This is a genomic window from Ewingella sp. C233 (assembly GCF_055407225.1).
In genome coordinates, this window is sequence record NZ_JBUZRI010000004.1 from 161,134 (window position 1) to 184,215 (window position 23,082).

Consider the following 23,082-nt stretch of genomic DNA (forward strand, 5'->3'; position numbering starts at 1 on the left):
TGCCGATAACTTTCATGCCTATAAAAACGGTGAGCCGCATTGCTGAACTTCCTGCCGCCGGGTGGGATGCGATGGTGCCCGCCGGGCAGCCTTTTGCGCGTCACGCTTTTCTTTCGGCGCTGGAAGAGAGCGGCAGTCTGGGGCCCAATTCCGGCTGGCAGCCCGAGCATTTGGTGTGGCAGCATGATGGCCAGATGCTGGCGGCCATTCCCGGTTATCGCAAAATGCACTCCGCCGGTGAGTACGTGTTTGATCAGGGCTGGGCTGAAGCCAGCGAACGGGCTGGCATCCGGTACTACCCCAAGTGGCTGGGCGCGGTGCCCTTCAGCCCGGTGACCGGCGCCCGCCTGCTTGGCGAACCGGCCGCTGCCGCAGAATTGCTGGAAAATCTGCCCGATTATCTCGCACAGCATCATCTCAGCGGTGCGCATATTAACTTCACTGATACCGCCAACAGCCAGCTGCTGAGCGGCAACCCGGCGTGGCTGCAACGCACCGGCCTGCAATATCACTGGCACAATAAAGGCTACCGCGACTTTCAGGATTTCCTCGACACCCTAGCCTCCCGTAAGCGCAAACAGATGCGCAAAGAGCGCGAATTGGTCGCCGCGCAGGGCTTTGAATTTGAGTGGCTGGAAGGCGCAGAGGTCAGTGAAGCGCAGTGGGATTTTGTCTACACCTGTTACGCCAACACCTATCTGGTACGCGGTCGTGCACCTTATCTGACGCGGGAGTTCTTCAGTTTACTGGCCGAAGGTATGCCGCAAAATTTACGTCTGGTCCTGACCCGGCTTGGCGGCCAGCCGGTCGCGATGGCGTTCAGTCTGGTGGATGGCGACACGTTTTACGGGCGCTACTGGGGATGCCTGGCGGAGTTCGACCGGCTGCATTTCGAAACCTGTTTCTATCAGGGCATGGACTACGCCATCGCGAACGGCTTGTCGCGCTTTGACGCCGGCGCACAAGGCGAACATAAACTGCTGCGCGGCTTCGAGCCGGTGATCACCCATTCATGGCATCACTTGCGTCATCCCGGATTACGGGCGGCGGTAGAAAACTTTCTGGTTGATGAGCGTGCAGCGGTGTTGCAGTGGGAAGAGGATGCCCGTCAGGCTCTGCCGTATCGCAAAGCCTGACGGTCATGTTGACGCTATTGGTTGATTAATCCGTACCGACAAAACCGCCGGTCTGATGCTGCCACAAGCGGGCATACAGACCGTTATGCTCCAGCAGTTCGCTGTGGCTGCCTGCTTCGACGATCTGACCTTTCTCCAGCACAATCAGCCGGTCCATCTTAACGATGGTCGACAGGCGGTGAGCGATGGCGATCACCGTTTTGCCCTGCATCAGATGTTCAAAACTTTCCTGAATCGCCGCTTCTACTTCAGAATCCAGCGCCGACGTGGCTTCATCCAGAATCAGGATCGGCGCGTTTTTCAGCAGCACGCGGGCAATAGCAATACGCTGACGCTGCCCGCCGGAGAGTTTCACACCGCGCTCACCGACGTGGGCATCCAGCCCTGTCCGGCCCTGCGCGTCATAGAGCTGAGGGATAAACTCGTCGGCGCGAGCCTGACGGATAGCCAGCAGCAACTCCTCTTCCGTCGCGCCCGGCCTGCCGTACAGCAGGTTGTCGCGAATGGAACGGTGCAGCAACGAGGTGTCCTGAGTGATCATGCCGATTTGCGCACGCAGACTCTCCTGCGTCACCTGCGCAATATCCTGCCCGTCAATCACAATGCGGCCACCGTCGAGGTCATACAGGCGCAGCAGCAGATTCACCAGCGTCGATTTCCCGGCACCCGATGGGCCAATCAGACCAATCTTCTCACCGGGGCGGATCGCCAGATCCAAATTGTGGATCACCCGACTCCCTTTACCGTAGTTGAAGTCGATGTGATCGAAATGGATCGCGCCCTGATCGACCTTCAGCGGCTTCGCCTGCGGTTTATCCGTGACGGTCAGCGGCTGCGCAATGGTGTGCAAACCATCCTGAACGGTACCGATATTTTCAAAGATGCCGTTCACCACCCACATGATCCAGCCGGACATGTTCACAATGCGGATAACCAGACCGGTCGCCAGCGCAATAGCCCCGACGGAGATCAGCGACTGCGTCCACAGCCAAAGTGCCAGACCGGTCGTACTGACGATCAGCAAGCCGTTCAGTGATGTAATGGCAAACGCCATGCCGGTCAGCAGACGTCCTGCCAGCTGGGTTTTATGGGTCTGATGGCTGATCGCTTCGCGGGCGTAATGCTGTTCCAAATCGCTATGGGCGAATAACTTCAGCGTGGAAATATTGGTGTAGCCATCCACAATGTAGCCCATCAGCTTTGAACGGGCTTCCGACGACTCGACCGACCGCTGCTTCACGCGCGGCACGAAATAGCGCAGGCACAGGCCATACAAAATGATCCACACGATGAGCGGGATCATCAGCCGCCAGTCCGCTTCGGCAAACAGGAACAGCGCACTGGCGGCGTAAATCGCCACATGCCAGATGGCATCTACCGTCTGCACTGCGGAATCCCGCAGCGAACTGCCGGTCTGCATAATGCGCTGAGCGATACGCCCGGCAAAATCACTCTGGAAAAAATTCAGGCTCTGTTTCAGCACGTACTTATGGTTTTGCCAGCGGATCATACTGGTCATACCGGGAGTCAACGTCTGGTGGACCAACAAATCATTCAGCCCGAAGAATACGGGCCGCAGGATCATCGCCACCGCCGCCATCCAGATGAGTTCACCGGCGTGGTCAGAGAAAAAGCTGTCGCCCGGCGTCTCTTTGGTCAGATCGATAATCTGGCTGAGATAGCTAAACAGCGACACTTCAATCAGTGATGCAATCAGCCCGACCACCAGCAGCGCGGCAAAACTCGGCCACACCTGACGCAGATAATAGAAATAGAAAGGCCAGACTTTATCAGGCGGCTCAGCGCCCGGTGCCTCGCGGAAAATATCAATTATTCGCTCAAAACGGCGAAACAACATGGCACACCTCTTAAGTTATTTATTGTCAGGGCTGTCCCGCCCTGATGCTTTCCCAGTGAATTGGTCTGAATAATTTTGTTGAAGATGTAAGAGTAGATGCTGACTCGCCTTTTCGTTTGATCTTTATGCCATAGCTTTTATCATGAAGATTACATTCTGAGCACCACCATAAGCACCACGAGAGGGATTTATGTCAGTAAAGTTAATCGCAGTCGATATGGATGGCACGTTTCTCGATGATAATAAGAAATACAATAAAACCCAATTTCTGGCGCAATATGCGCAATTAAAACAACAGGGTATAAAATTTGTCGTTGCCAGCGGTAACCAATATTTCCAGCTAAAATCCTTCTTTCCGGAAATCGCCTCTGAAATCGCTTTCGTCGCCGAAAACGGCGCTTATATCGTTAACGAAGGTCAGGATGTTTCTGTCGCTGAAATCAGCAAAGCTTCAGTCGGGAAAATCCTCGAATTCCTCGACAACACACCCGGCCTGCGCACCGTGATTTGCGGTAAAAACAGCGCCTGGATCCAGTCTTCGCAACCCGAAGATTTTTATCTCAAGATGAACCGCTATTACCATCGCCTGCAGAAAATCGATAGTTATGAGGAAATAAACGACACGATTTTCAAATTCGCGCTGAATATTTCCGACGAGCATCTGGCGGAATTTATGGCCACTCTCGACAACGCCCTCGGCCATATCATCACCCCGGTTTCCAGCGGCCACGGTTCCGCAGACCTGATTATCCCCGGCCGCCATAAAGCCAACGGTCTGCGCATCCTGCAGAAAATTTGGGGCATCGACGACAGCGAAGTGGTCACCTTCGGCGACGGCGGCAACGATGTAGAAATGCTGCAACAGGCCGGTTTCGGATTCTCCATGGCGAACGCCATGCCGGTGGCAACAGCGGCTGCGCGCTACAGGACGGTATCGAATAATGAGGAAGGGGTGCTCACCGTTATTGATAAGGTGATATCAGGGGAAAAACCGTTTAATTGATGAATGGCGATTCGCGGGCGGCTGCCCAGACTTGCTTTTAAAATCAAGGTCAAAACCTTGGGCTGCCGCCCAAACTGGCTTTAAGAGGCGCCTATCGCCGCGCCTCTTAAAAATCTCCGGCTCTTTAACTGCGCGCTATCGCTGAATCGGGATGGCCGTGTTTCAGGTATCTCAGTGATAGCCGCAAAATACCGCCGCGTTGCGGTCCCTTCATTTCGGGTTCGGACCCGCTCGCAATAAACCCGCTCGCCGTTTCTCACCTCTCATTCAGCGGCATTTTTGAATGCGGCCGAAGCTTCTTAAATTCAAAACCAGACCTGTTTTTATCTTTTAAAAAAGTGTGGGCCGCATTCAAAACGACGTCGAGGGAGAGGCGCAAAACCGCGTGGTTTTTTACGCGGGTTGAAGCCCGAACTGAGAGGACCGCACAGCGGCGGAGTTTGCGGCTATAACAGGGGCACCTGGAACACGGCCATTGTGACTAGCGCAGCTGCCGGTGCCTCATGAAAAGGCGCGGGATGTCCAGAAGGGCCGCGCCTACGGTCCTTCTGGGCGGGTGTGGGCAGCAGACCCACGACCTTGAATTTGAATTTGAATTTGAATTTAAAAAGCGTGTTAGGGCCGCAGCCCTATTTCTTCAGCACCGAATCCTTCTGCAACAACGACAGCACAAACGCCAGTACCATGACGCCTGCTGCAATCTGGTAAACCGAGTGCAGGGCCGTGCCAAACGCCTGTAAATAATCATCCCGGATGGCCGGAGGTAATTGCTGAACGGCATGGGCGCCGAGCGAACGGGGAAGCACTGTGCCTTCGGGGATCCGTACCTGAAGCTGATTGCGTAAGACGTGGGTAAAAATCGCGCCAAACATCGCCACGCCGATTGAACCGCCAATCGAACGGAACAGCGTTACGCCCGATGTCGCCACGCCCATCTGCTTCATGGACACCGAGTTTTGCACCGCCAGCACCAGTATCTGCATCACCATACCCAGACCAAAACCGAGTATGCCGATATAGAGATACAGCATATGCAGCGGCGTGCTGACCTTCAAAAAGCCCAGCAACACCATACCGATAAAACTCAGCAGCGTACCGATAATCGGGAAGATACGGTAACGGCCGATACGGCTGATCAGACGTCCGCTGATAATCGAGCTGACCAGCAACGCGCCCATCAACGGCAGCAGTTGCATCCCCGCCTGCGACGGCGTAGACCCTTTCACCACCTGCAAATAGAGCGGCAGGAACGTCATCGAGCCCATCAGCGACATACCGATAATAAAACTGATGGCACAGCTCAGAAGGAATGTCCGGTCGCGGAACAGGCTGAGCGGAATAATAGGCTCAGCCGCCAGCGTTTCTTCATAGATAAAGCCGCCAAGCGTCACGATGGCGAATGCCAAAATGCACCACAGCTGCGGATCCGACCACTCATACACCGTGCCACCTTCAGTAGTGAACAGGATGATGCAGGTTAGCGCCGCCGCCAGATACCCCGCGCCGAGGAAGTCAATTTCATGGCGAATACGCGCACTTTGCGATTTCAGCGCCACGCCGATCACCAGCAGTGCGAAAATACCGAGCGGCAGGTTGATGTAAAAAATCCAGCGCCACGACATGTGTTCCACCAGGAAACCACCAATCAGCGGCCCGATAACGGTCGCCAGGCCGAAAACGCCCCCAAACAACCCTTGGTATTTCCCGCGTTCAGACGGGGGAATAACATCGCCGACTGCGGCCATGCTCACCACCATCAGCCCGCCGCCACCCAGCCCCTGCAAAGCACGCATCAGGATCAGCTGCGTCATGTTCTGCGCCAGCCCGCACAATACGGAGCCTAGCAGGAAGACTACGATCGCCGTTTGCAGCACGATTTTACGGCCCAGCAAATCACCGAACTTACCGTACAGCGGCACCACGATGGTTGAGGCCAGCAGATAAGAGGTCACGACCCACGAAAGCTGATCCAACCCGCCGAGTTCGCTGACAATGGTTGGCAACGCGGTAGAGACAATGGTCTGGTCGAGCGCGGCCAGCAGCATGACCAGCATCAGCGCGCAGAACAGCAGCTTTATTGAAGGCTTCTGTTCCGTTATCTCGCTCTGTGCTGTATTCATAGTCGTCATGAATTGCATCCTGACTTGTAATTAATTAACTGTATAATTAATATTGCAACATCACTTTCATTCGGTCAATGGATCAGCCCGCTTATGACAGACAGAAAAATCTCAGAAAAGAAAGAATCAGCACAAAAGGTTCAAAGCGGTGCCAAGACGCCAGCGCGTCGTCCGGGTCGCCCTAGCGGGGTTAAGAAAGGCGCGGATAAGCGGGAACTTCTGCTGGATGCCGCCCTGAAGCTGTTTGCCCAGTCCGGCATCGGCGAAACGCCGCTGAGCGCTGTCGCAAAAGAAGCCGGTGTGACCACCGCCATGCTGCATTACTATTTCAATACCCGCGAACAGCTACTGGACGTGCTGATTGAGGAACGTTTTCAGCCGGTGCGCGCCGGTTTCACCGACATTTTTGATACCCATGCCGACGACCCGCTGATGGCTATCACGTCAATGGCACAATGCATGATCGATGCCGCGGTAAAACACCCGTGGGTGGCGCCGCTGTGGGTGCGTGAAGTGATCAGTGAAAGCGGAATGTTGAAAAAACGGATGGAAGCCCGCAACGGCGATGCGAACCGCAAAATCGTGCAGGAGTCGATTACCCGCTGGCAGGCCGAGGGCCGCCTGAATCCTGATCTCGATCCCGCCCTGCTGTTCATCTCCCTGTTCGGCCTGACGCTGTTCCCGCTCGCCTCCATGAAGATGCGGCAAGGGGCAGCTTCGCTCATCACCCCCGACATGCTGCGTAAACATGTCTCCGTTTTACTGTTCCACGGCGTTGCGCCGCAGAAGCCGTAGATTGAATCCTTATCCGCGCGGAGGATCTCCGCGCAACTCACTTTAATCCCTCATTTTTGTATAGGAAAATACTGTGCAGACTCTATTATCATGTAACGAAATTGTTGCAGTAAAATAGGGAATGAGTTTAAAAATGAAGGGAATGCCGCCACTGATCCTCGCTCTGCTTACCAGTTCGTTAGTGCTTACAATTGGACGTGGCGTCACGCTGCCGTTTATCACGATTTACCTGACTGAGCATTACCATCTGTTGCCGAAAAGCGTCGGAATTATTCTCGGTGCGAGCCTGGCGATCGGCATTCTGAGTAGCCTTTACGGCGGCTATCTGGTGGATAAATTCAACCACCGCACGCTGATCACGGTATCGATCAGCTCATTTGGTCTGAGTTTTTTACTGCTGCCTGTACTTCCCAACGTCACCGGTGTTTTGTTGGTATTGGCCCTGCTCAATGCCTCTTATGCGCTGCTGAGTATTACGCTCAAAGCTTGTATCGCCAGCTGGCTGCCAGTGAATAAGCGTGTAAAAGCCTTTTCGATGAATTACACGCTGGTGAACGTCGGCTGGGCGGTCGGTGCCTCCCTCGGCGTATGGCTGGCAGGATACAGCCCGGTGCTGCCGTTTGTGATTTCCGGCGCGCTGGCGTTTGGCACGGTCATTTCACTTGCCTGGGGTTTACGTAATATTCCTCATTCACCACCGTCAGCAGAGCAGGAACAAAAACCGCTGCCCAAGCCCAATCTGCGCCAGACGCTGAGCATTCTGGCCCATGACCGCCGGCTGATCTATTTCACGCTGGGCAGTACGCTCGGTTCGGTCGTATTCGGCCAGTTTGCCGGTTATCTGTCGCAATATCTGATTCTGGTATCAGACGCCGCATTCGCGTACAAAATTATCGGCGTGGTGATGATCGCCAACGCCGTGATTGTTATCGTCTTTCAGTACGTCTTGAGTAGCCGGATGCGCCAGAACACGCTGCTAAAATGGCTGTTCCTCGGCACTGTATTTTTTATCATCGGGCTTCTGGGCTTTATGACCGCCGGACAATCCGTGCTTTTCTGGATGATCGCGATGGTGATTTTCTCCTTCGGCGAGCTGATCGTCATTCCCGTGGAATATATGTTTATCGACTTTATCGCCCCGGAAAACATGAAAGGCAGCTATTACGGTATGCAGAACCTGAGCAACCTCGGCGGCGCCATCAACCCGGTGCTGTGCGGTTTTCTGCTCAGTTATGCTGCTCCCCCGGTGATGTTTATCGCGCTGATCGCCGCCGCCGTAGGTGGTCTGGTGTTCTTCTGGCTTGGTCACAGGCTGGCGACGCAGATGGCGGTTAAAGCAGAGCAAGCGCCTGTTCCCTGAGGCGGGCCATCAGCTCAATATAAGGACGCGGGCCGAAGCTAATCCGACTAACGCCCAGTTCTGTCAGCTGCGCAACCGGAAGTGTCCGGTCATTAACCATGATATTGACCGGCAATGATGAAAACTCACACAGTTCAGCGATAAGTGCAGGGTCGCTTAAACCGGGAACAAAAAAGCCACTGGCTCCCGCATCCTGATAGGCTAACAGCCGCTCTTTCGCTTCAGCCATTAACTGCGGGTGCTCTGCCGGATCAGGAGCCCGCAGAAATACGTCTGTTCTGGCATTGATAAACAAAGCAATGTCATGAGCCTCTGCGACTTGCCGTAATGCGCTCAATAACTGGCACTGTTCCGCGATGCCGTTTAACGCCGATAAGCCCATCAGTTGGTCCTCAACGTTAATCCCCACCACGCCCGCCTGTAAAAGCGCCGCCAGATTATCGCGTTTATTCGCGCCATAACCGGTTTCGAAATCTACGGTAAGCGGCTGACTGACCGTGGAGGTGATTCTCTGCACCGTATGCAAAAGGGCTGAAAAGGGCATTTCCTCACCATCCTGATAACCCTGCGCCGCCGCACAGGACCAGCTTCCGGTGGCAATCGCTGTGGCTCCTGCCTGCGCTACGGTTTGCGCACTTCCGGCATCCCAGATGTTGTACAACATCACCGGGCTGTATTTTTTATGCTGCTGCGAAAAATTCAATGCCTTACTTTGCTGACTCATCTTTTGCTCCTAATGTCACTGGCTCAGCGCCATTCTTCTTTCATGTTCAATCAACCAGCGTTTGCGCCACAACCCGCCACCGTAACCCGTGAGCGAACCGTCTGCGCCAATCACGCGGTGACAGGGGATAACAATCGAAATCTGGTTGGCGCCGTTGGCACGGGCCACCGCCCGGGATGCCGACGCCTGGCCGATATCTGCCGCCAGTGAGGAGTAGCTTCGCAGTTCACCCAACGGAATGGCCCTCAGCGCATCCCAGACTTTACGGGTAAATACGGAACCAAATTCGGCCAGCGGCGTATGGAATGCAGGTGAATGTCCGGTGAAATAAGCCGCGAGCTCACGTTCGACCTGATCGACCGGTGCAGTCCGACCGAAAATAATTTCAGAAGACGTGAGTTGTTTTAGCCGTTCGATTTCATTGGGCAGTGCAGGCCTGTCGATGAACTCAAGCAAATACAGGGCGTCACTGCTGGCTACCGCCAGCATCGAACCAATTGGTGTATCCAGCCAGTCGGCTTTCAGAAATTGGTGCTTTCTCGCCTGACTGGGATTGAGACCAATCTGGCGGCTGATAGCCGCACGAAATCCGCTACCGGACTCATAACTGGCGTCCATTTGCGCCTCAATCACAGGGTTGCCACGGGCAAGGGCATCTACACCCTTCCCCATCCTGCGTAAACGCGCCATCTCCAGAAAAGTGATGCCAAACTGACGCTTAAAAGCCCGGCGAACCGTTGACGGATCAACATCCATTGATTGCATATCGCCTTCGCTCCACTTCCTGTCCGGTTCATCCTCCAGCGCGACCAGCAACTTAAGCACCAGAGGATCTTTTTCACCGCCTTGCATGAGTGGCCGACAACGCTTACAGGGGCGATAACCGGCTTCCATCGCGCCTGCCATCGACGAATAAAATACCGAGTTCTCGCGTTTAGGTTTTCGTGCAGGGCACGTCAGACGGCAAAAAATACCGGTGCTTTTCACCCCCACAAACGCAAAACCGTCATAAGCCGGATCGCGGGCAATTAGCGCAGCATAGAGAACATCGTCGTCGGGCAAATCAAATAGCATGATTTAACTCACGGGCTGGATAAGTAACAAAAAGCATAGGGGATATTCAGAAAGGGATGCGACGTTTTTCGGGCGTCTATTTTTGATAGCGTAAAGTGAAGGGAAAACACGAATAAAGCTGCGCCCGGCAATCTACCGGACGCGTTATATTGACGCTTACAGTGACTCCTCCAGACCCCGGTTCTTCAGCATCGGTTCAATCGACGGTGCTTTACCGCGCCAGGTTTTATACAGTTTTTCCAGATCTTCGCTGTTGCCGCGCGACAGGATCTGGTCGCGGAATTTCTGCCCGTTTTCACGGGTTAGCCCGCCCTGTTCTTCGATTCCCGCAAAGGCATCGTCCGCCAGCATTTCGGTCCATAAATAGGCGTAATAACCGGCGGCATAACCGTTGCCCCAAATATGCTGGAAGTAACTGGAACGGTAACGCGGCGGAACGTAAGCCAGGTCAATATTGTCTTTTTTCAGCGAGGCTGCTTCGAATTTGTCCACATCTTGTTCCGGTTCGCTGGCGCTCAGGCTGTGCCAGTGCATGTCCAACAACGCCGCCGCCAGCAGTTCGGTCATCTCATAGCCTTTGTTGAATTTGCTGGCCTTCTCGATTTTGTCCTGCAACGCCTGCGGCATCACTTCACCGGTCTGATAGTGTTTCGCAAAGTGGTTGAATACTTTCGGGTCACTGGCCCAGTGTTCGTTGAACTGCGACGGGAATTCGACAAAATCGCGCGGCGTGGCCGTACCGGACAGGCTCGGATACTGCTGGTCGGCGAACAGCCCATGCAGCGTATGGCCAAACTCGTGGAACATCGTTATCACGTCATCCCACGACAGCAATGCGGGCTGGCCCGCAGCCGGTTTTTGGAAGTTGGCGACGTTGTAAATTACCGGCTTGGTGCCGAGTAATTTGGACTGGTCGACGTAGTTACTCATCCAGGCGCCGCCGCCTTTGTTGTCACGCTGGAAGTAGTCGGCGTAGAACAGCGCCATCGATTTACCGTCTTTGTCGAATACTTCAAATACCCGCACGTCCGGGTTATAGACCGGCAGGTCGTGACGCTCTTTAAAAGTCACGCCGTAGAGCAGATTCGCGGCATAAAACACGCCGTTTTCCAGCACATTATTCAGCTCAAAGTAAGGTTTGATCTGGGCGTCATCGAGGTCATATTTGGCTTTGCGCACCTGTTCGGAATAGTGCTGCCAGTCCCAGGCTTCGAGTTTAAATCCGCCTTTCTGCTTATCAATAAGCGCCTGAATGTCAGTAGCCTCACGCTGCGCGCGTGCCGTCGCGGCCGGAACGATTTTGTGCATGAAGTCCAGCGCCGCCTTCGGCGTTTTCGCCATCTGATCCTGCAACTTCCACGCGGCATACGACGGGAAACCAAGGATTTTCGCCTGCTCGGCGCGCACTTTCGCCAGTTTGGAAATCAACTGGCGGGTGTCGTTGGCATCACCGCGTTCAGCGCGGTTAATTGACGCGTCATACAAGGCTTTGCGCGTCTCGCGATCTTCCAGCGGAAGCAACAAAGGTTGCTGCGTGGTGTTCTGTAATACCAGCAGCCAGGCGTTATCCAGCTTGCGGTCTTTGGCGGCCTGCGCGGCGGCGTTAAGCTCAGCCTCGCTCAGACCGGCCAACTGTTTCTGGTCTTTAAGCGTCAGTCCGCCTGCTTTCGTGGCCGCCAGCAGTTTATTGGTGAACTGGGTGCTGAGCGTGGCAGCCTGCTGGTTCAGCGCCTTGAGCTTCTCTTTATCGGCATCAGAAAGATTCGCGCCCGCCAGCTCAAACTCTTTGTAGGTTACTTCAATCAGACGCTGGGACTCCGGGTCCAGTTTCAGCGTATTACGCTGGTCATAGACCGCTTTCAGCCGTGCAAACAGCTTGCTGTTCAGGTAAATACTGTCACTCATCGCCGCCAGTTTCGGCGAGGTTTCTTCATCAATTTTTTGCAGACCATCAGAAGTATTCGCGCCGGTCATCGCGCCAAATACGTTCATCACACGGGTCAGTAACTGGCCGGATTTCTCCAGCGCAACATAGGTATTCTCAAAGGTCGGTGGCGCGGTGTCATTGGCGATGTGGTCTACTTCCGTCAGCTTTTGCTTAATCCCTTCGGCAATCGCCGGAGCATAATCGCTTTCCTGATAGAGATTGAACTGCGGGGCCTGATACTCAAGCGGGCTGCGTTCGAAGAACGGATTAACGTGTTTTGCCGGACTGTTCATGACATTTTCCTGCGAGGGGGCCGGCGCGGGTGCAGTCTCTGCTGCTACCGCGTGCTGACCGCATGCCAGAGTAATGGCCAGAAAGAGGTTTGAAAAACGCATCGATAATCTCCTTTGCTATAAATTCCAGTAAGGTCCTGATCATAGTAACAGGTTGGGAAATCAGCAAAATCATGGCGGCATTAATGTGATTTCTGCTAGGCTTGACGCATAAACACTGTGCATTTTTACAGGCCTAATCATGATTAAAAATCAGATATTTACCGATCAGCGCTTCAGCCAGCAGAACACGCTGGAAGGCGAAATCTTCCATGACTGCCATTTTCTACGCTGTCGTTTCGACAGCACCAACCTGTCAGAGACGGTGTTCGTTAACTGCATTTTCTATGACGATGAATCGCAAAAAGGCTGCTCTTTTCAACATGCGCAGCTTAAAGATGCCAGCTTCAAAAACTGCGATCTCACCATGGCGGATTTCAAAAACATTCAGGCACTGGGCCTGGAGATGCGCGAATGTAAGGCCACCGGTGCGGATTTTGCCGGTGCCAATTTTATGAATATGATCACCGCCCGCACCTGGTTTTGCAGCGCCTTCCTGACCAAAAATAATTTCAGCTACGCCAACTTCAGCAAAGTGATTTTGGAGAAGTGCGAGTTGTGGGAAAACCGCTGGACCGGCGCTAACATGCAAGGCAGCAACCTCAGCGGCTCCGATCTCTCCGGCGGCGAATTCACCGAATTTAACTGGAACGACGTCAACGTCACCCACTGCGACCTGACCAACTCCGATCTTGGCGAACTCAACCTGCGAAAAGTGGATCTCGACGGCGTGAAAATCGACGACTGGCAACAGAGTCATTTGCTGGAGAAGTTGGGCGTGATTGTGATTCATTCGAAATAAGACGTTCGGGAGGAGAGTGAAAGTATAAAAATGCTCTGTGACATCCGTCACCCTCAGAATTTCGCACGGATATGCTATAACAGCCGTTCGCTGTGACTACGAAATTAACCCCATGAAAGATAATAGTATTTACTCTCCTCAAAACTCAGTACCGGTAAAGTCGCGGGTGCTGGGCTGGTCGGATTTATTCTCGCTGTGGTTCTCGCTCGGTATGGGCCTGATGGTCTTACAGGCTGGTGCAATTCTGGCGCCGGGCCTTGGGCTGGCCGGGTCGCTGGCTGCCATTTTACTGGGAACGGCGGTGGGTGTGGCGCTGCTGGCGCTGGTTGGCGTGATCGGTGGGCAGACGGGCATGTCGTCGATGGCGTCGCTGAGGCTTAGCCTCGGTAAACGCGGTGTGGCGCTGCCGGTGCTGTTCAACCTGATTCAGCTCATCGGCTGGGGCGCATTCGAAATTGTCGTGATGCGTGACGCGGCCAGTTTGCTGGCGCAGCGGGCGTGGGGAAGTGAAAGCCTGTGGGCGAACCCGACGCTGTGGACTTTTGTTTTCGGCGCCGTTGCTACCCTCTTGGCGGCGAGCGGCCCGCTGGCGTTTATCCGCGTGGTGCTGCGTCGCTGGGGTATCTGGCTGCTGATGGCGAGCTGTGCGTGGCTGACGGTGTACTTGTTCCGCCATGCCGATCTCACCGCGTTGTGGCACAAAGCGGGCGATGGCTCGATGCCGTTTGCCATGGCCTGTGACATCGTGGTGTCGATGGCCTTCTCGTGGCTGCCGCTGGTGTCCGATTACACCCGCTTTGGCAAATCTGCCCGGCAGAACTTCTGGGGGACCGCCTGCGGATTCTTCCTCGGCAGCGTATGGATGATGTCACTGGGTGTGGCCTATACACTGGCGTTTGTCAGCACATCGACTGACGCCAATGCGCTGCTGCTGGCGCTGTCCGGCGTGGCATTCGGTATTCCGCTGCTGCTGATTTTAGTGGATGAACACGAAAATGCTTTTGCCGATATTCACTCCGCGGCGGTATCTGCTGGTACCTCATTACCGCTCGGTATCGGCAAACTGACGCTGGGCATTGGCCTGCTGTGTACGCTGATCGCCTGGCGCGTTCCACTTACGCAGTACGAAAACTTCCTGCTGCTGATTGGTTCTGTCTTTGCGCCACTGTTCGGCGTGGTGCTGACGCATCACTTTGTCCTGCGCCGCCAGACTAACGAGAACCTGAATCTCCGTTCTGTCACCGCCTGGTTTATCGGTATTGCGGTCTATCAACTGATGGCGAACTTCCTGCCCGATATCGGTGCGACGATTCCGTCACTGATTATCGCGGCGATAGTTTGCTGGGTGTTAGGCCGGAAGGAAAAGAGCTAAAAAAACCGCCCGAAGAGCGAGAACTCCCCAACAAAAAAACCGCTCTCTGAAGCGGTTTTTTTGTGCCTGAAATTCAGCCGTTACGGCGAACGACTCACCTTATTTTCCCTGCACGAAAAAATCGTTATAGAGCATATAAAGATGCGCTGCGCTCCAGGAGAAATTGGGCGCACCCTGCTGCTGGCCGTTGAGTGGATTGTAGTTTTCGCGGATCGGGCCATCGGTGACCAGACCGTCGGCGTGGTCGAAGAAGGTCTGCGCCATCGCAATAGCATCGTTACGGTAGCCGTACTGCTCCATGCCTTTTAGGCCGAAATAGAGTTGATCCACCCAGACGCGGCCACGCCAGTAGATGTCTGCGCCAAACGCCGGATTGGTCAGCGCCGCGGTGCCGAGCGGCACGTAGGTGTTGAACTCTTTCGGGTCTTTCATGACTTTCACTACGACGTCGGCGTGTTGCTGGGTTGCGGCACCGTTAAACAGCGGCGACCAGCCTTCCGGGCCTCTGCCGCGTTCGACAATCGGTTTGCCCGCGCAGCCGTTGGCCAGCGGTTTTTCTTCGATGCGAATGTCATAGAAGAAGCCGCTGCGGCTGTCGAACATGCAGGTATTGATGTAGTCCGCCAGTTTGCTGGCTTTGTTGCGGAAATCCTCTGCCTCGGTTTTCTTGCCTAAAATATCGGCCATTTCAGCCAGATATTTATTGTCGCTGTACATATAGCTGGCCTGATCGACCGACTCCTGCAACAGCGAATAGCCCAGCAGCGTCCCATCTGCGGCGCGATTTTCGGCGAAACTTACCTGCCAGTCCTGCTTTTTACCGCCATTTTTGACATATTTCGCCAGCTGATCGGCATCGATAAAACCAAAGGCGGCGGCATCGTCACGGCCCGACTCCCACGAGGCAGCCACCTGCGCCGGGATCTCTATGCTGTCATATTTTCCTGACTTCACGATCTTGTCGTAATGCTTCAGGCCGGATTCCGTCTGCTCTTTATTCCCTTCTTTGACGGTAAACAGCATCTGCCCGCCGGCGGTGTTATGCGCTTTATCGCGCGTTGCGCCATATTCCGGCACGCCGTTATGGTTGTGGTCACGGTTGCGCAGCCACCAGTCGTGGTAGGCCACCAGTTTCGGGTACATCTCGGCCAGCCACTGCTTGTCGCCGGTGGTTTTATACACTTCCATCACCGACCAGGCTGCCAGGCTCGGTTTGGTGTTGCGTTCGTTCCAGTTGGTGCCGTCGCCACCACGTTCCGGGCTCGGGTTATAGGCGATGAGATCAGGCAGGAAACCGGCGTCCCACGAGCGGAGCGGGTCATCAGGCTGGACCTGAAACGCAAACACCGCGCGGATATTATCTTTGGCGACGTCCGGGTTGAAATGCGCCATCGCGTAGGCCTGTTTCCAGGTATCCCACGGCCAGGTCTGGTTGCCGGAGAACCAGCGCCCGGTCACAGAAGGAGTGACAGAATCAAACTTCATGGCACCGGCCGCGCCGCGCCAGTTACCGTTGAGCGTTTCGATGGCTTTCACCGCCACGCGCTCCTGAACCGGGGTGGCGTGTGTATTGGTCAGCCCCTTGTTCAGATACCCTTCCCAGCGCTGAACGGAAGCCGTCAGATACGGTTGAGGATGGGCCAGCATATCGGCGATTTTGGGTTGCTCTTTTCGCACTTCTTCGGCGGTGAGCAGGTGCGAATAGGTGGTGTAAATCGTGGTGGAGCCGGAAATATCGGCCTTCGCCACAAACCGGTGCCCCTCGACCGTGGTTTGCATCGGTACCGATTTATGGATCTGGTATTCAGACTCACCTGAGGTCATCAAATTGGAAGGCGCACGCACTTTGCCAAAGGTGACGGTCAGGCCATCGGCGGTAGGCAGAATTTTACGGGTGTAGTCCGGATACGCCTGTTCGATGGTGTGATCAGACTGCGGTTTGCCCTCTTTTGCGTGGTATTTTTCCAGCAGTTCACCGTCCCACACCAGTTCCAGCGGCACATTCGTGGTGATGTTGGTTTCCAGCAGCGAGGTGCGGGCGCTGGCAAAACGTAAGGTCATGTCGATGCGGATACCGGGCGCGGTCAGGGTCTGAATCAGCGCGCCGGGAATGCTGTAAGCGTTCATGCTGAAATCGACTTTCTTGCCCTGTTTGTCTTTATCTTTATAAAACACGGTCAGGCGGTCGAAGTTGTCCGCCATAAAATTAATGTACTCTTCGGTCAGCAGCGCCGGGCCGGGGAATCCGCCCATGCCTTCCGGGCCTGCTGGCAATAAATGCCCATGCCATGAGCCGTCATCGAACAACGGATTAAAACGCTGATGATCGTCGGAGTCATAATCAAGCATGTAATGCGGCGCACCGCTGCGGTTGATGACGTTTTTATATGCATCGGCGCGCAGTTGATTATTGCTGCCGCTGGCCGCCGCAGCGCCGGAAATAAGCAGGGTCACAGAGACAAAAATGGCGAGAGGTTTTCGCAGGCTGATTTTCTTCATTATGATTTCCCCCAATAGAAATATTGCATCAGAAAGACCGAGTTGCTGGCACCGGTAGTATCGTTGGTCATATAAAATTTACTGTCCAGCGCAGTCGCGAACCGGCCACCGGCGTATTCGTACCAGATACCTGCCTGCGCATACGAGGTTGTGGTATCTGGCGCATTATCCAGCCGGTGCTGGGCGTAACTGTATGCGGTGGAGAGATAAAGCCCCTTGGCGGCCTCAACCATCGCACTGGTCATCATGCCGGTCTCCGTGCCAGGGTTATGCCCGTCGCCTTTGCCGGTGTGATGCCACACGCGCCCCGCCAGATTTTTTCCCTGTAAACCGGCAAGGAACAACTGCCCCATTCCGTCGGTCAGTTCCAGTCCGTTCAGTAAAGTCAGCCCCTCCAACAGGTCATACTGGGTGTAACCGTTGACCATCGCCTGATAGGTATATTTGTCTGAATAACGATCATATTTTCCGAAGTGCAGCAGCGCGGTGCTCTCGTTGACGCGACTTTGCGGCGCGGCAGTCACGCTATAGCGGAACTTGCCGGTCAGGTTCTGGATTTTAGCTGCCTGCGTTAAATCACGGGTGTTAGGGATCACATAACCATATTCCGGTGTGAAATCGCCCCACCATTGCAGGTCATCCAGCGAGGAGTCATTGCGCATACTGAGGATCATTTCAGTGCCGTCATCGGTGCGGTAGCCGCCATAAAAACGGTTGAGGCCACCTTCAAATCCACCCCAGCTGTGATCCGGTACCCAGGCATTGCCATGGTGGTCGGCCTGCACTGTCCAGCCTTCGCCATAAACCAGGCCAAACCAGTTGCCATGCTTTATTTCCAGCCCGCCTTCGATATACGTGCCATCGCTGTATTTATGCTGATGCTCACCGTTTAAATAGACACTGCCCCCGCCGCCCATTTCGCCATAAAAACGCAGTGCGGTCGCAGCAGGATCCTTCGGCGTAATGTCCGGTGGCGTCATTTCATTATGTTCAGCAGGCACCACAGGCTCCTGAGCCATTAAAGGCATAGGTGTGCTGAATAATAAAAATAGAAGTATTTTATTGAGTGATATTTTATTCATTCGTATGCGCTTCTGTTCTATTTGTGTTCCCAAAAGTAAAACGCATACTAGTAAATATTTTAGTAAAATATAGGTAATTATCAGTAAATCGTTAACCGTGTCACACTGATCTTTTGAGCATGTCGGCAGCCGTGACGGGTGTACATAAGCCTCTGATCGCATTAAGCTACGACATAAATTTACCTGTTTACGAGACGCTGATGGCTACTTTGAAGGAAATCGCTGAGGCCGCGAACGTATCCGTTGCGACGGTTTCACGCGTGCTTAATGACGATCCGAGCCTGAGCGTGAAAGCGCAAACCCGGCAAAAGATTCTGGAAGCCGCAGAACGTCTGGAATATAAAGTTTCGCCTTCTAAACGTAATACTGCCCACCGTATGACCTTCGCCGCGCTGTTTACCTATAAACAGGGGCTGGAAATTAACGATCCTTACTATCTCTCCATGCGCTACGGCATTGAAACGCAGTGTGAAAAGCTCGGTATCTCACTGAATTCCTGTTATGACTTTACGGGCGATAAACCGTTGCCAGTGGCCGAGGGTTTTTTGGTCGTCGGGCAGCCGCAACCGGCCCTGTTCGCGCAATTACAGCAGCAGAAGACGCCGGTGGTGTTCATTGATGGCGTTATGGAAGATGCACAGTTTGACTGCGTAAATGTCGATCTGTTCAAGATCAGCCAGAAGGTGATAGATCACTTTATCGGACAGGGCTATTCCCGCATTGGTTTTATCGGCGGACGCGATCTCCCGGCCTTTGCCGACCAGCGGGAACAGGCGTTCCTGGAGTATGGCCGTTTGAAAAATGTCGTGCAGCCGCAGGATATTTACTACGGTGATTTCACCAGCCAATCCGGCTATGTGTGTGCGAAGAAAATGCTACAGGAAAATACGCCATATCCTCCGGCACTGTTTATCGCCACGGACTCTATTGCACTCGGCGTGATGCGTGCCCTGCTGGAACACGGAGTGAAGATCCCTGAGCAGGTAGCGCTGATAAGCGTGAACGATATTCCGACAGCGCGTTTTGTTTTCCCTTCGTTATCAACGGTTCGCATTCATTCCGAAACTATGGGTGCGCAGGCGGCCAATCTGCTGATAGACCGTCTGCGCGATGAACGCACCGTGCCGTTATCCGTGTTTGTCCCCAGCTCGTTACAGCTTCGCGACACCACCCGCCGCTGATCCTGCGCTGCAAAAAACCTCCCTCATTGGCGCTGCCTTGCGGTGCCACAGGGCGGCGGCTCCCCCGGTAAAAATTAACCTCTTGATCTTGCAGGCTGTTCTTATTTTTTTTGTGATCACACTGACAATCAGTAAATATTATCCGATATTTTTACTAAATATTTACTATTGTCTCTCCCAGAAACCACGTCTGGAGAGTTCACGTGAATCATTGGGAAAATATCGACAAGCAGTCAGAAAACCGTTTACCGCCACGGGCCAGCTTCTTCAGCTACGCCAGCGCCGATAAAGCCTTACGTTTCGACCGTGCTGCCAGCCAGCATTTTCAATTGCTGAGCGGCCGCTGGCAATTCCGCTATTTTGAACATCCGGATCTGGTGCCGGATGAATTCTACCGCCAGCCGATGGCCGGCTGGGGCGACATCGCCGTACCCGGCATGTGGCAGATGGAAGGCCACGGCAAGCTGCAATATACCGATGAAGGTTTTCCCTTCCCGATTGACGTCCCGTTTGTGCCCACCAACAACCCAACCGGTGCCTATCAGCGATGCTTTATTCTTGACGCATCATGGGAAAATCAGCAGACCCTGATTAAATTTGACGGCGTTGAAACCTATTTTGAAGTGTACGTCAATGGCCACTATGTGGGGTTCAGCAAAGGCAGCCGCCTGTGCGCCGAATTTGATATCAGCGCCTTTGTGCAGCAAGGCGACAACCTGTTATCGGTGCGCGTTTTACAGTGGGCGGATTCCACCTACATAGAAGATCAGGACATGTGGTGGATGGCTGGTATCTTCCGCGACGTTTACCTTATGGGTCAGAACCCTGTTCACCTTCAGGACATAACCGTCGTCACGACCTTTGATGAAAACTACGGCGATGCACAGCTGGCAATAGACGCGCTGCTGCATAATGTGGGTCCGTTGCCGCTGACCGGTTACCGCCTGCACGCCGAGCTGTTTGACGGCGGGCAGTGCGTCGCAGAACAGTGGAAAGACGTTTGTGAAACGGCCCGCTGCCAGTTTGACATCCCCGTCAGCCAGCCACGCCAGTGGAATGCCGAACACCCCGAGTTATATCAGTTACTGCTGACGCTGCATGACGGCGCAGGTCAGATACTTTCCGTGGTGCCGCAGCGCGTGGGCTTTCGTGATATCTGCGTGCGTGACGGGTTGTTTTACGTCAATGGCCGTTACCTTAAGCTGCATGGCGTAAACCGCCACGATCACGACCACCGCAAAGGCCGCGCGGTCGATATGGCGCGGGTTGAGCGCGATATCATTCTGATGAAGCAGCACAATATTAACTCGGTGCGCACCGCGCACTACCCTAACGACCCGCGCTTCTACGACCTGTGTGACCGCTACGGGCTGTTTGTTATGGCGGAAACCGATCTGGAAAGCCACGGCTTTGCCAACGTCGGCGATCTCAGCCGCATTACCGATGACCCGCGCTGGGAACATGCCTACGTTGAGCGCATAGAGCGCCACGTCATGGCGCAAAAAAACCACCCGTCTATCATCATGTGGTCACTGGGAAATGAGTCAGGCTATGGCTGTAATATCCGCGCTATGGCGGCGCGCTGCAAACAGCTCGACCCGACCCGGCTGATTCACTACGAAGAGGATCGCGACGCCGAAGTCGCCGATGTCATCAGCACCATGTACTCCCGCGTGCAAATGATGAATGCGTTCGGTGAATATCCGCACGCCAAACCGCGCATTATTTGTGAATACGCTCATGCGATGGGCAACGGCCCCGGCGGCTTATTCGAGTATCAAAACGTACTCAACCGCCACGACAGCCTTCAGGGCCATTACATCTGGGAGTGGTGCGATCACGGTCTGCTGGAAACGGATGAAAACGGGCAAATTCGCTATACCTATGGCGGGGACTACGGCGATTACCCAAACAACTATAACTTCTGCATGGACGGTCTGATCTACCCTGATCAGACCCCCGGCTCTGGCCTGCTTGAATACAAACAGGTGCTTTGCCCGGTAGACGTTAGCCTAACTGCGGATAAAAAGACGCTGCATGTCAAAAACCGTTACTGGTTCAGCTCACTCGATGACATCCGCCTGTCGCTGACCGTACAGGTCGCAGGGCGAGGTCTGCAAACTCATGAGATAACCCTGCCGGCTTGTCAGCCGGGTGAGTCGCAGACGCTACCGCTGCCTGAATTCAGCGCAGACGGGCAGGAAGTTTTCCTCAATATTACCGTCAGTAAAAACAGCCAAACCCTCTACAGCGAAGCGATGCATAACCTCGGACACTATCAGCTACTGTTGCAGGCGGCAGCTCCGCTGACGGCCACCTTGCCAAAACCGGGCAACGTGGCCGCGCTGGAGTGTGATGAACAAAAGCACCGGCTGCGGGTCAGCGGTGAAGGCTTCTGCCTCGAGTTTTCTCGCCTCGATGGCGGGCTGACATCCTGGAAAGTGGATGACGAAGAGATCATCGGCCGCTCGCCAACGCTGAACTTCTTCAAACCGGTTATCGATAACCATCAGCAAGAATATGACGGGATCTGGCAACCCAACCATCTGAACATCATGCAACAGCATTTCCGTTCGCTGCACTGGGAACAGCTCGCCGGTGGCAACGTGGTCATTGAAATTCACAGCCTGATTGCCCCGCCGGTTCTGGACTTCGGGATGCGTTGTACCTACCGCTGGCAGATCTCGCCACAGGGTGCCGTCACTCTGGATCTGTCCGGCACACCGTACGGCAACTTTGAACAGGTGATCCCGAAAATTGGTCTGGATTTTGGCCTCAGCCGCCGTTTTGAGCAGGTGGAATATTACGGGCGCGGACCGGGTGAAAATTATCAGGACAGCTGTCAGGCCAATCTTATTAGTCATTATCAACAGCCGGTGGAGAGCCTGTTTGAAAATTATCCGATGCCGCAGGATAACGGCAACCGGCAGGATGTGCGCTGGCTGGCGCTGAAATCAGAGTCAGGCACAGGGCTGTTTATTCAGCCGCGTCAGCCCATTAATTTCAGCCTCTGGCCGTACAGCGCCCAAATGTTGCAGCAGGCGCAGCATATCGATGAATTAACCCCGGCTGATTATCTGACGCTCAATCTTGACCACAGAATTCTCGGGCTGGGTTCTAACTCCTGGGGTTCTGAGGTGCTGGACTCCTACCGTGTCTATTTCTCTGCATTCAGCTACGGATTTACGCTGCTGCCCTTTAATCAGCACAATACCGATGGCCTGAGCCTGGCTGAATTTAACGTCCAACCTCAGGAGGCTCACTGATGATTATTCTCGATACACTGTCTGAATTTCAGCAAATTTACCGCGCCGGTAAGAAATGGCAGCGCTGCATGGAAGCCATTAATAATCTGGAAAATATCCGCCCCAATGTTTTCCACTCGATTGGTGATTCGCTGGTTTACCGCCTGACCGGCGGCGCTGAGATCCAGCGGGAACAATTTGAAGGCAACCGGCGTTATTTCGACGTGCATTATTACCTCGAAGGCGAAGAGGTGATCGAGTTCGCCGCCAAATCTGCGCTGCAATGCGTTGCGCCTTATAACGACGACACTGACCGCGAATATTTCGACGGTCAGGGTGAAAAAAGAACGGTCAAAAAAGGCAACGTTGTGATTTTCGAAAACCACGAAGCCCGACGTTTTCTGTCCGAAAAAGACGTCAGAAAAGTCATATTAAAAGTGACGGTAGAAGAGAGTTATTTCCTAAACAAATAAAAATAAAAGATACCCACAATCATTCGAGTTGCAGGAAGG

At 54.1% G+C, this 23,082-nt stretch carries 16 protein-coding genes; 9 read left to right on the forward strand and 7 right to left on the reverse strand.

Annotated elements, in window-relative coordinates:
• The first annotated feature begins 14 nt into the window (after positions 1-14).
• A complete protein-coding gene (locus ACZRKO_RS18325; RefSeq protein ID WP_463738848.1) occupies positions 15-1,136 on the forward strand; it encodes a GNAT family N-acetyltransferase in 1,122 nt (373 codons plus the stop codon).
• Positions 1,137-1,161: 25 nt separating this feature from the next.
• On the opposite strand, the gene ACZRKO_RS18330 is transcribed toward ACZRKO_RS18325, so the two are convergent.
• Positions 1,162-2,994, reverse strand: coding sequence for an ABC transporter ATP-binding protein (locus tag ACZRKO_RS18330; RefSeq protein WP_463738672.1), 1,833 nt, complete (start codon positions 2,992-2,994; stop codon positions 1,162-1,164).
• A 190-nt stretch (positions 2,995-3,184) separates the two neighbouring features.
• On the opposite strand from ACZRKO_RS18330, the gene ACZRKO_RS18335 reads away from it, so the two are divergent.
• Positions 3,185-3,997 (forward strand): Cof-type HAD-IIB family hydrolase, encoded by an 813-nt coding sequence (locus ACZRKO_RS18335; RefSeq protein ID WP_463738673.1) that lies wholly within the window; start codon positions 3,185-3,187, stop codon positions 3,995-3,997.
• Between the two features lie 629 nt (positions 3,998-4,626).
• On the opposite strand, the gene ACZRKO_RS18340 is transcribed toward ACZRKO_RS18335, so the two are convergent.
• A complete protein-coding gene (locus tag ACZRKO_RS18340) occupies positions 4,627-6,126 on the reverse strand; it encodes an MDR family MFS transporter (RefSeq protein ID WP_463738674.1) in 1,500 nt (499 codons plus the stop codon).
• Between the two features lie 84 nt (positions 6,127-6,210).
• Between ACZRKO_RS18340 and ACZRKO_RS18345 the strand changes: the two genes are divergently transcribed.
• Both ACZRKO_RS18345 and ACZRKO_RS18350 read left to right on the forward strand, forming a co-directional pair.
• Complete coding sequence (locus ACZRKO_RS18345; protein ID WP_463738675.1) at positions 6,211-6,912, forward strand: TetR/AcrR family transcriptional regulator; 702 nt, start codon at positions 6,211-6,213, stop codon at positions 6,910-6,912.
• A gap of 133 nt (positions 6,913-7,045) precedes the next feature.
• Entirely contained in the window at positions 7,046-8,272 is a 1,227-nt protein-coding gene (locus ACZRKO_RS18350) for an MFS transporter (protein WP_463738676.1), read from the forward strand.
• Here ACZRKO_RS18350 and ACZRKO_RS18355 read toward each other — a convergent pair.
• The 3 genes from ACZRKO_RS18355 to dcp all read right to left on the reverse strand — a co-directional run bounded on the left by ACZRKO_RS18355 (position 8,244) and on the right by dcp (position 12,392).
• Entirely contained in the window at positions 8,244-8,996 is a 753-nt protein-coding gene (locus ACZRKO_RS18355) for an isocitrate lyase/PEP mutase family protein (protein WP_463738677.1), read from the reverse strand. The two genes, ACZRKO_RS18350 and ACZRKO_RS18355, sit on opposite strands and share 29 nt — an antisense overlap.
• A gap of 15 nt (positions 8,997-9,011) precedes the next feature.
• Positions 9,012-10,070: a bifunctional transcriptional activator/DNA repair enzyme AdaA gene (locus ACZRKO_RS18360; RefSeq protein ID WP_463738678.1), complete on the reverse strand. Its 1,059-nt coding sequence runs from the start codon at positions 10,068-10,070 to the stop codon at positions 9,012-9,014.
• A 156-nt stretch (positions 10,071-10,226) separates the two neighbouring features.
• Positions 10,227-12,392: a peptidyl-dipeptidase Dcp gene (gene dcp / locus ACZRKO_RS18365; RefSeq protein WP_463738679.1), complete on the reverse strand. Its 2,166-nt coding sequence runs from the start codon at positions 12,390-12,392 to the stop codon at positions 10,227-10,229.
• Positions 12,393-12,531: 139 nt separating this feature from the next.
• Between dcp and ACZRKO_RS18370 the strand changes: the two genes are divergently transcribed.
• A complete protein-coding gene (locus tag ACZRKO_RS18370; protein WP_463738680.1) occupies positions 12,532-13,191 on the forward strand; it encodes a Qnr family pentapeptide repeat protein in 660 nt (219 codons plus the stop codon).
• Positions 13,192-13,303: 112 nt separating this feature from the next.
• On the forward strand, positions 13,304-14,563 hold the full coding sequence (gene cytX, locus ACZRKO_RS18375; protein WP_463738681.1) for a putative hydroxymethylpyrimidine transporter CytX: 1,260 nt from the start codon (positions 13,304-13,306) through the stop codon (positions 14,561-14,563).
• Between the two features lie 99 nt (positions 14,564-14,662).
• Here cytX and ygjK read toward each other — a convergent pair whose 3' ends face one another.
• Complete coding sequence (ygjK, locus tag ACZRKO_RS18380; RefSeq protein ID WP_463738682.1) at positions 14,663-17,062, reverse strand: alpha-glucosidase; 2,400 nt, start codon at positions 17,060-17,062, stop codon at positions 14,663-14,665.
• Positions 17,062-18,090, reverse strand: coding sequence for a protein YgjJ (gene ygjJ, locus ACZRKO_RS18385; protein WP_463738849.1), 1,029 nt, complete (start codon positions 18,088-18,090; stop codon positions 17,062-17,064). Before ygjJ ends, ygjK begins: the two co-directional genes overlap by 1 nt.
• Before the next feature lie 254 nt (positions 18,091-18,344).
• Between ygjJ and ebgR the strand changes: the two genes are divergently transcribed.
• The 3 genes from ebgR to ACZRKO_RS18400 all read left to right on the forward strand — a co-directional run bounded on the left by ebgR (position 18,345) and on the right by ACZRKO_RS18400 (position 23,043).
• Positions 18,345-19,325, forward strand: coding sequence for a transcriptional regulator EbgR (gene ebgR / locus ACZRKO_RS18390; RefSeq protein WP_463738683.1), 981 nt, complete (start codon positions 18,345-18,347; stop codon positions 19,323-19,325).
• A 203-nt stretch (positions 19,326-19,528) separates the two neighbouring features.
• Entirely contained in the window at positions 19,529-22,591 is a 3,063-nt protein-coding gene (gene ebgA, locus ACZRKO_RS18395; protein WP_463738684.1) for a beta-galactosidase subunit alpha, read from the forward strand.
• Complete coding sequence (locus ACZRKO_RS18400; RefSeq protein WP_463738685.1) at positions 22,591-23,043, forward strand: beta-galactosidase subunit beta; 453 nt, start codon at positions 22,591-22,593, stop codon at positions 23,041-23,043. Before ebgA ends, ACZRKO_RS18400 begins: the two co-directional genes overlap by 1 nt.
• Positions 23,044-23,082 lie beyond the last annotated feature (39 nt).

Excerpts from the sequence above, each read along its gene's own strand:
- ACZRKO_RS18355 (WP_463738677.1), bottom strand. The coding sequence starts at position 8,996 with ATGAGTCAGCAAAGTAAGGCATTGAATTTTTCGCAGCAGCATAAAAAA.
- ACZRKO_RS18400 (WP_463738685.1), top strand. The coding sequence starts at position 22,591 with ATGATTATTCTCGATACACTGTCTGAATTTCAGCAAATTTACCGCGCC.
- ACZRKO_RS18325 (WP_463738848.1), top strand. The coding sequence starts at position 15 with ATGCCTATAAAAACGGTGAGCCGCATTGCTGAACTTCCTGCCGCCGGG.
- ACZRKO_RS18360 (WP_463738678.1), bottom strand. The coding sequence starts at position 10,070 with ATGCTATTTGATTTGCCCGACGACGATGTTCTCTATGCTGCGCTAATT.
- ygjJ (WP_463738849.1), bottom strand. The coding sequence starts at position 18,090 with ATGCCTTTAATGGCTCAGGAGCCTGTGGTGCCTGCTGAACATAATGAA.
- dcp (WP_463738679.1), bottom strand. The coding sequence starts at position 12,392 with ATGCGTTTTTCAAACCTCTTTCTGGCCATTACTCTGGCATGCGGTCAG.
- ebgR (WP_463738683.1), top strand. The coding sequence starts at position 18,345 with ATGGCTACTTTGAAGGAAATCGCTGAGGCCGCGAACGTATCCGTTGCG.
- ygjK (WP_463738682.1), bottom strand. The coding sequence starts at position 17,062 with ATGAAGAAAATCAGCCTGCGAAAACCTCTCGCCATTTTTGTCTCTGTG.
- ACZRKO_RS18345 (WP_463738675.1), top strand. The coding sequence starts at position 6,211 with ATGACAGACAGAAAAATCTCAGAAAAGAAAGAATCAGCACAAAAGGTT.
- ACZRKO_RS18370 (WP_463738680.1), top strand. The coding sequence starts at position 12,532 with ATGATTAAAAATCAGATATTTACCGATCAGCGCTTCAGCCAGCAGAAC.
- ACZRKO_RS18335 (WP_463738673.1), top strand. The coding sequence starts at position 3,185 with ATGTCAGTAAAGTTAATCGCAGTCGATATGGATGGCACGTTTCTCGAT.
- cytX (WP_463738681.1), top strand. The coding sequence starts at position 13,304 with ATGAAAGATAATAGTATTTACTCTCCTCAAAACTCAGTACCGGTAAAG.
- ACZRKO_RS18340 (WP_463738674.1), bottom strand. The coding sequence starts at position 6,126 with ATGACGACTATGAATACAGCACAGAGCGAGATAACGGAACAGAAGCCT.
- ACZRKO_RS18350 (WP_463738676.1), top strand. The coding sequence starts at position 7,046 with ATGAAGGGAATGCCGCCACTGATCCTCGCTCTGCTTACCAGTTCGTTA.
- ACZRKO_RS18330 (WP_463738672.1), bottom strand. The coding sequence starts at position 2,994 with ATGTTGTTTCGCCGTTTTGAGCGAATAATTGATATTTTCCGCGAGGCA.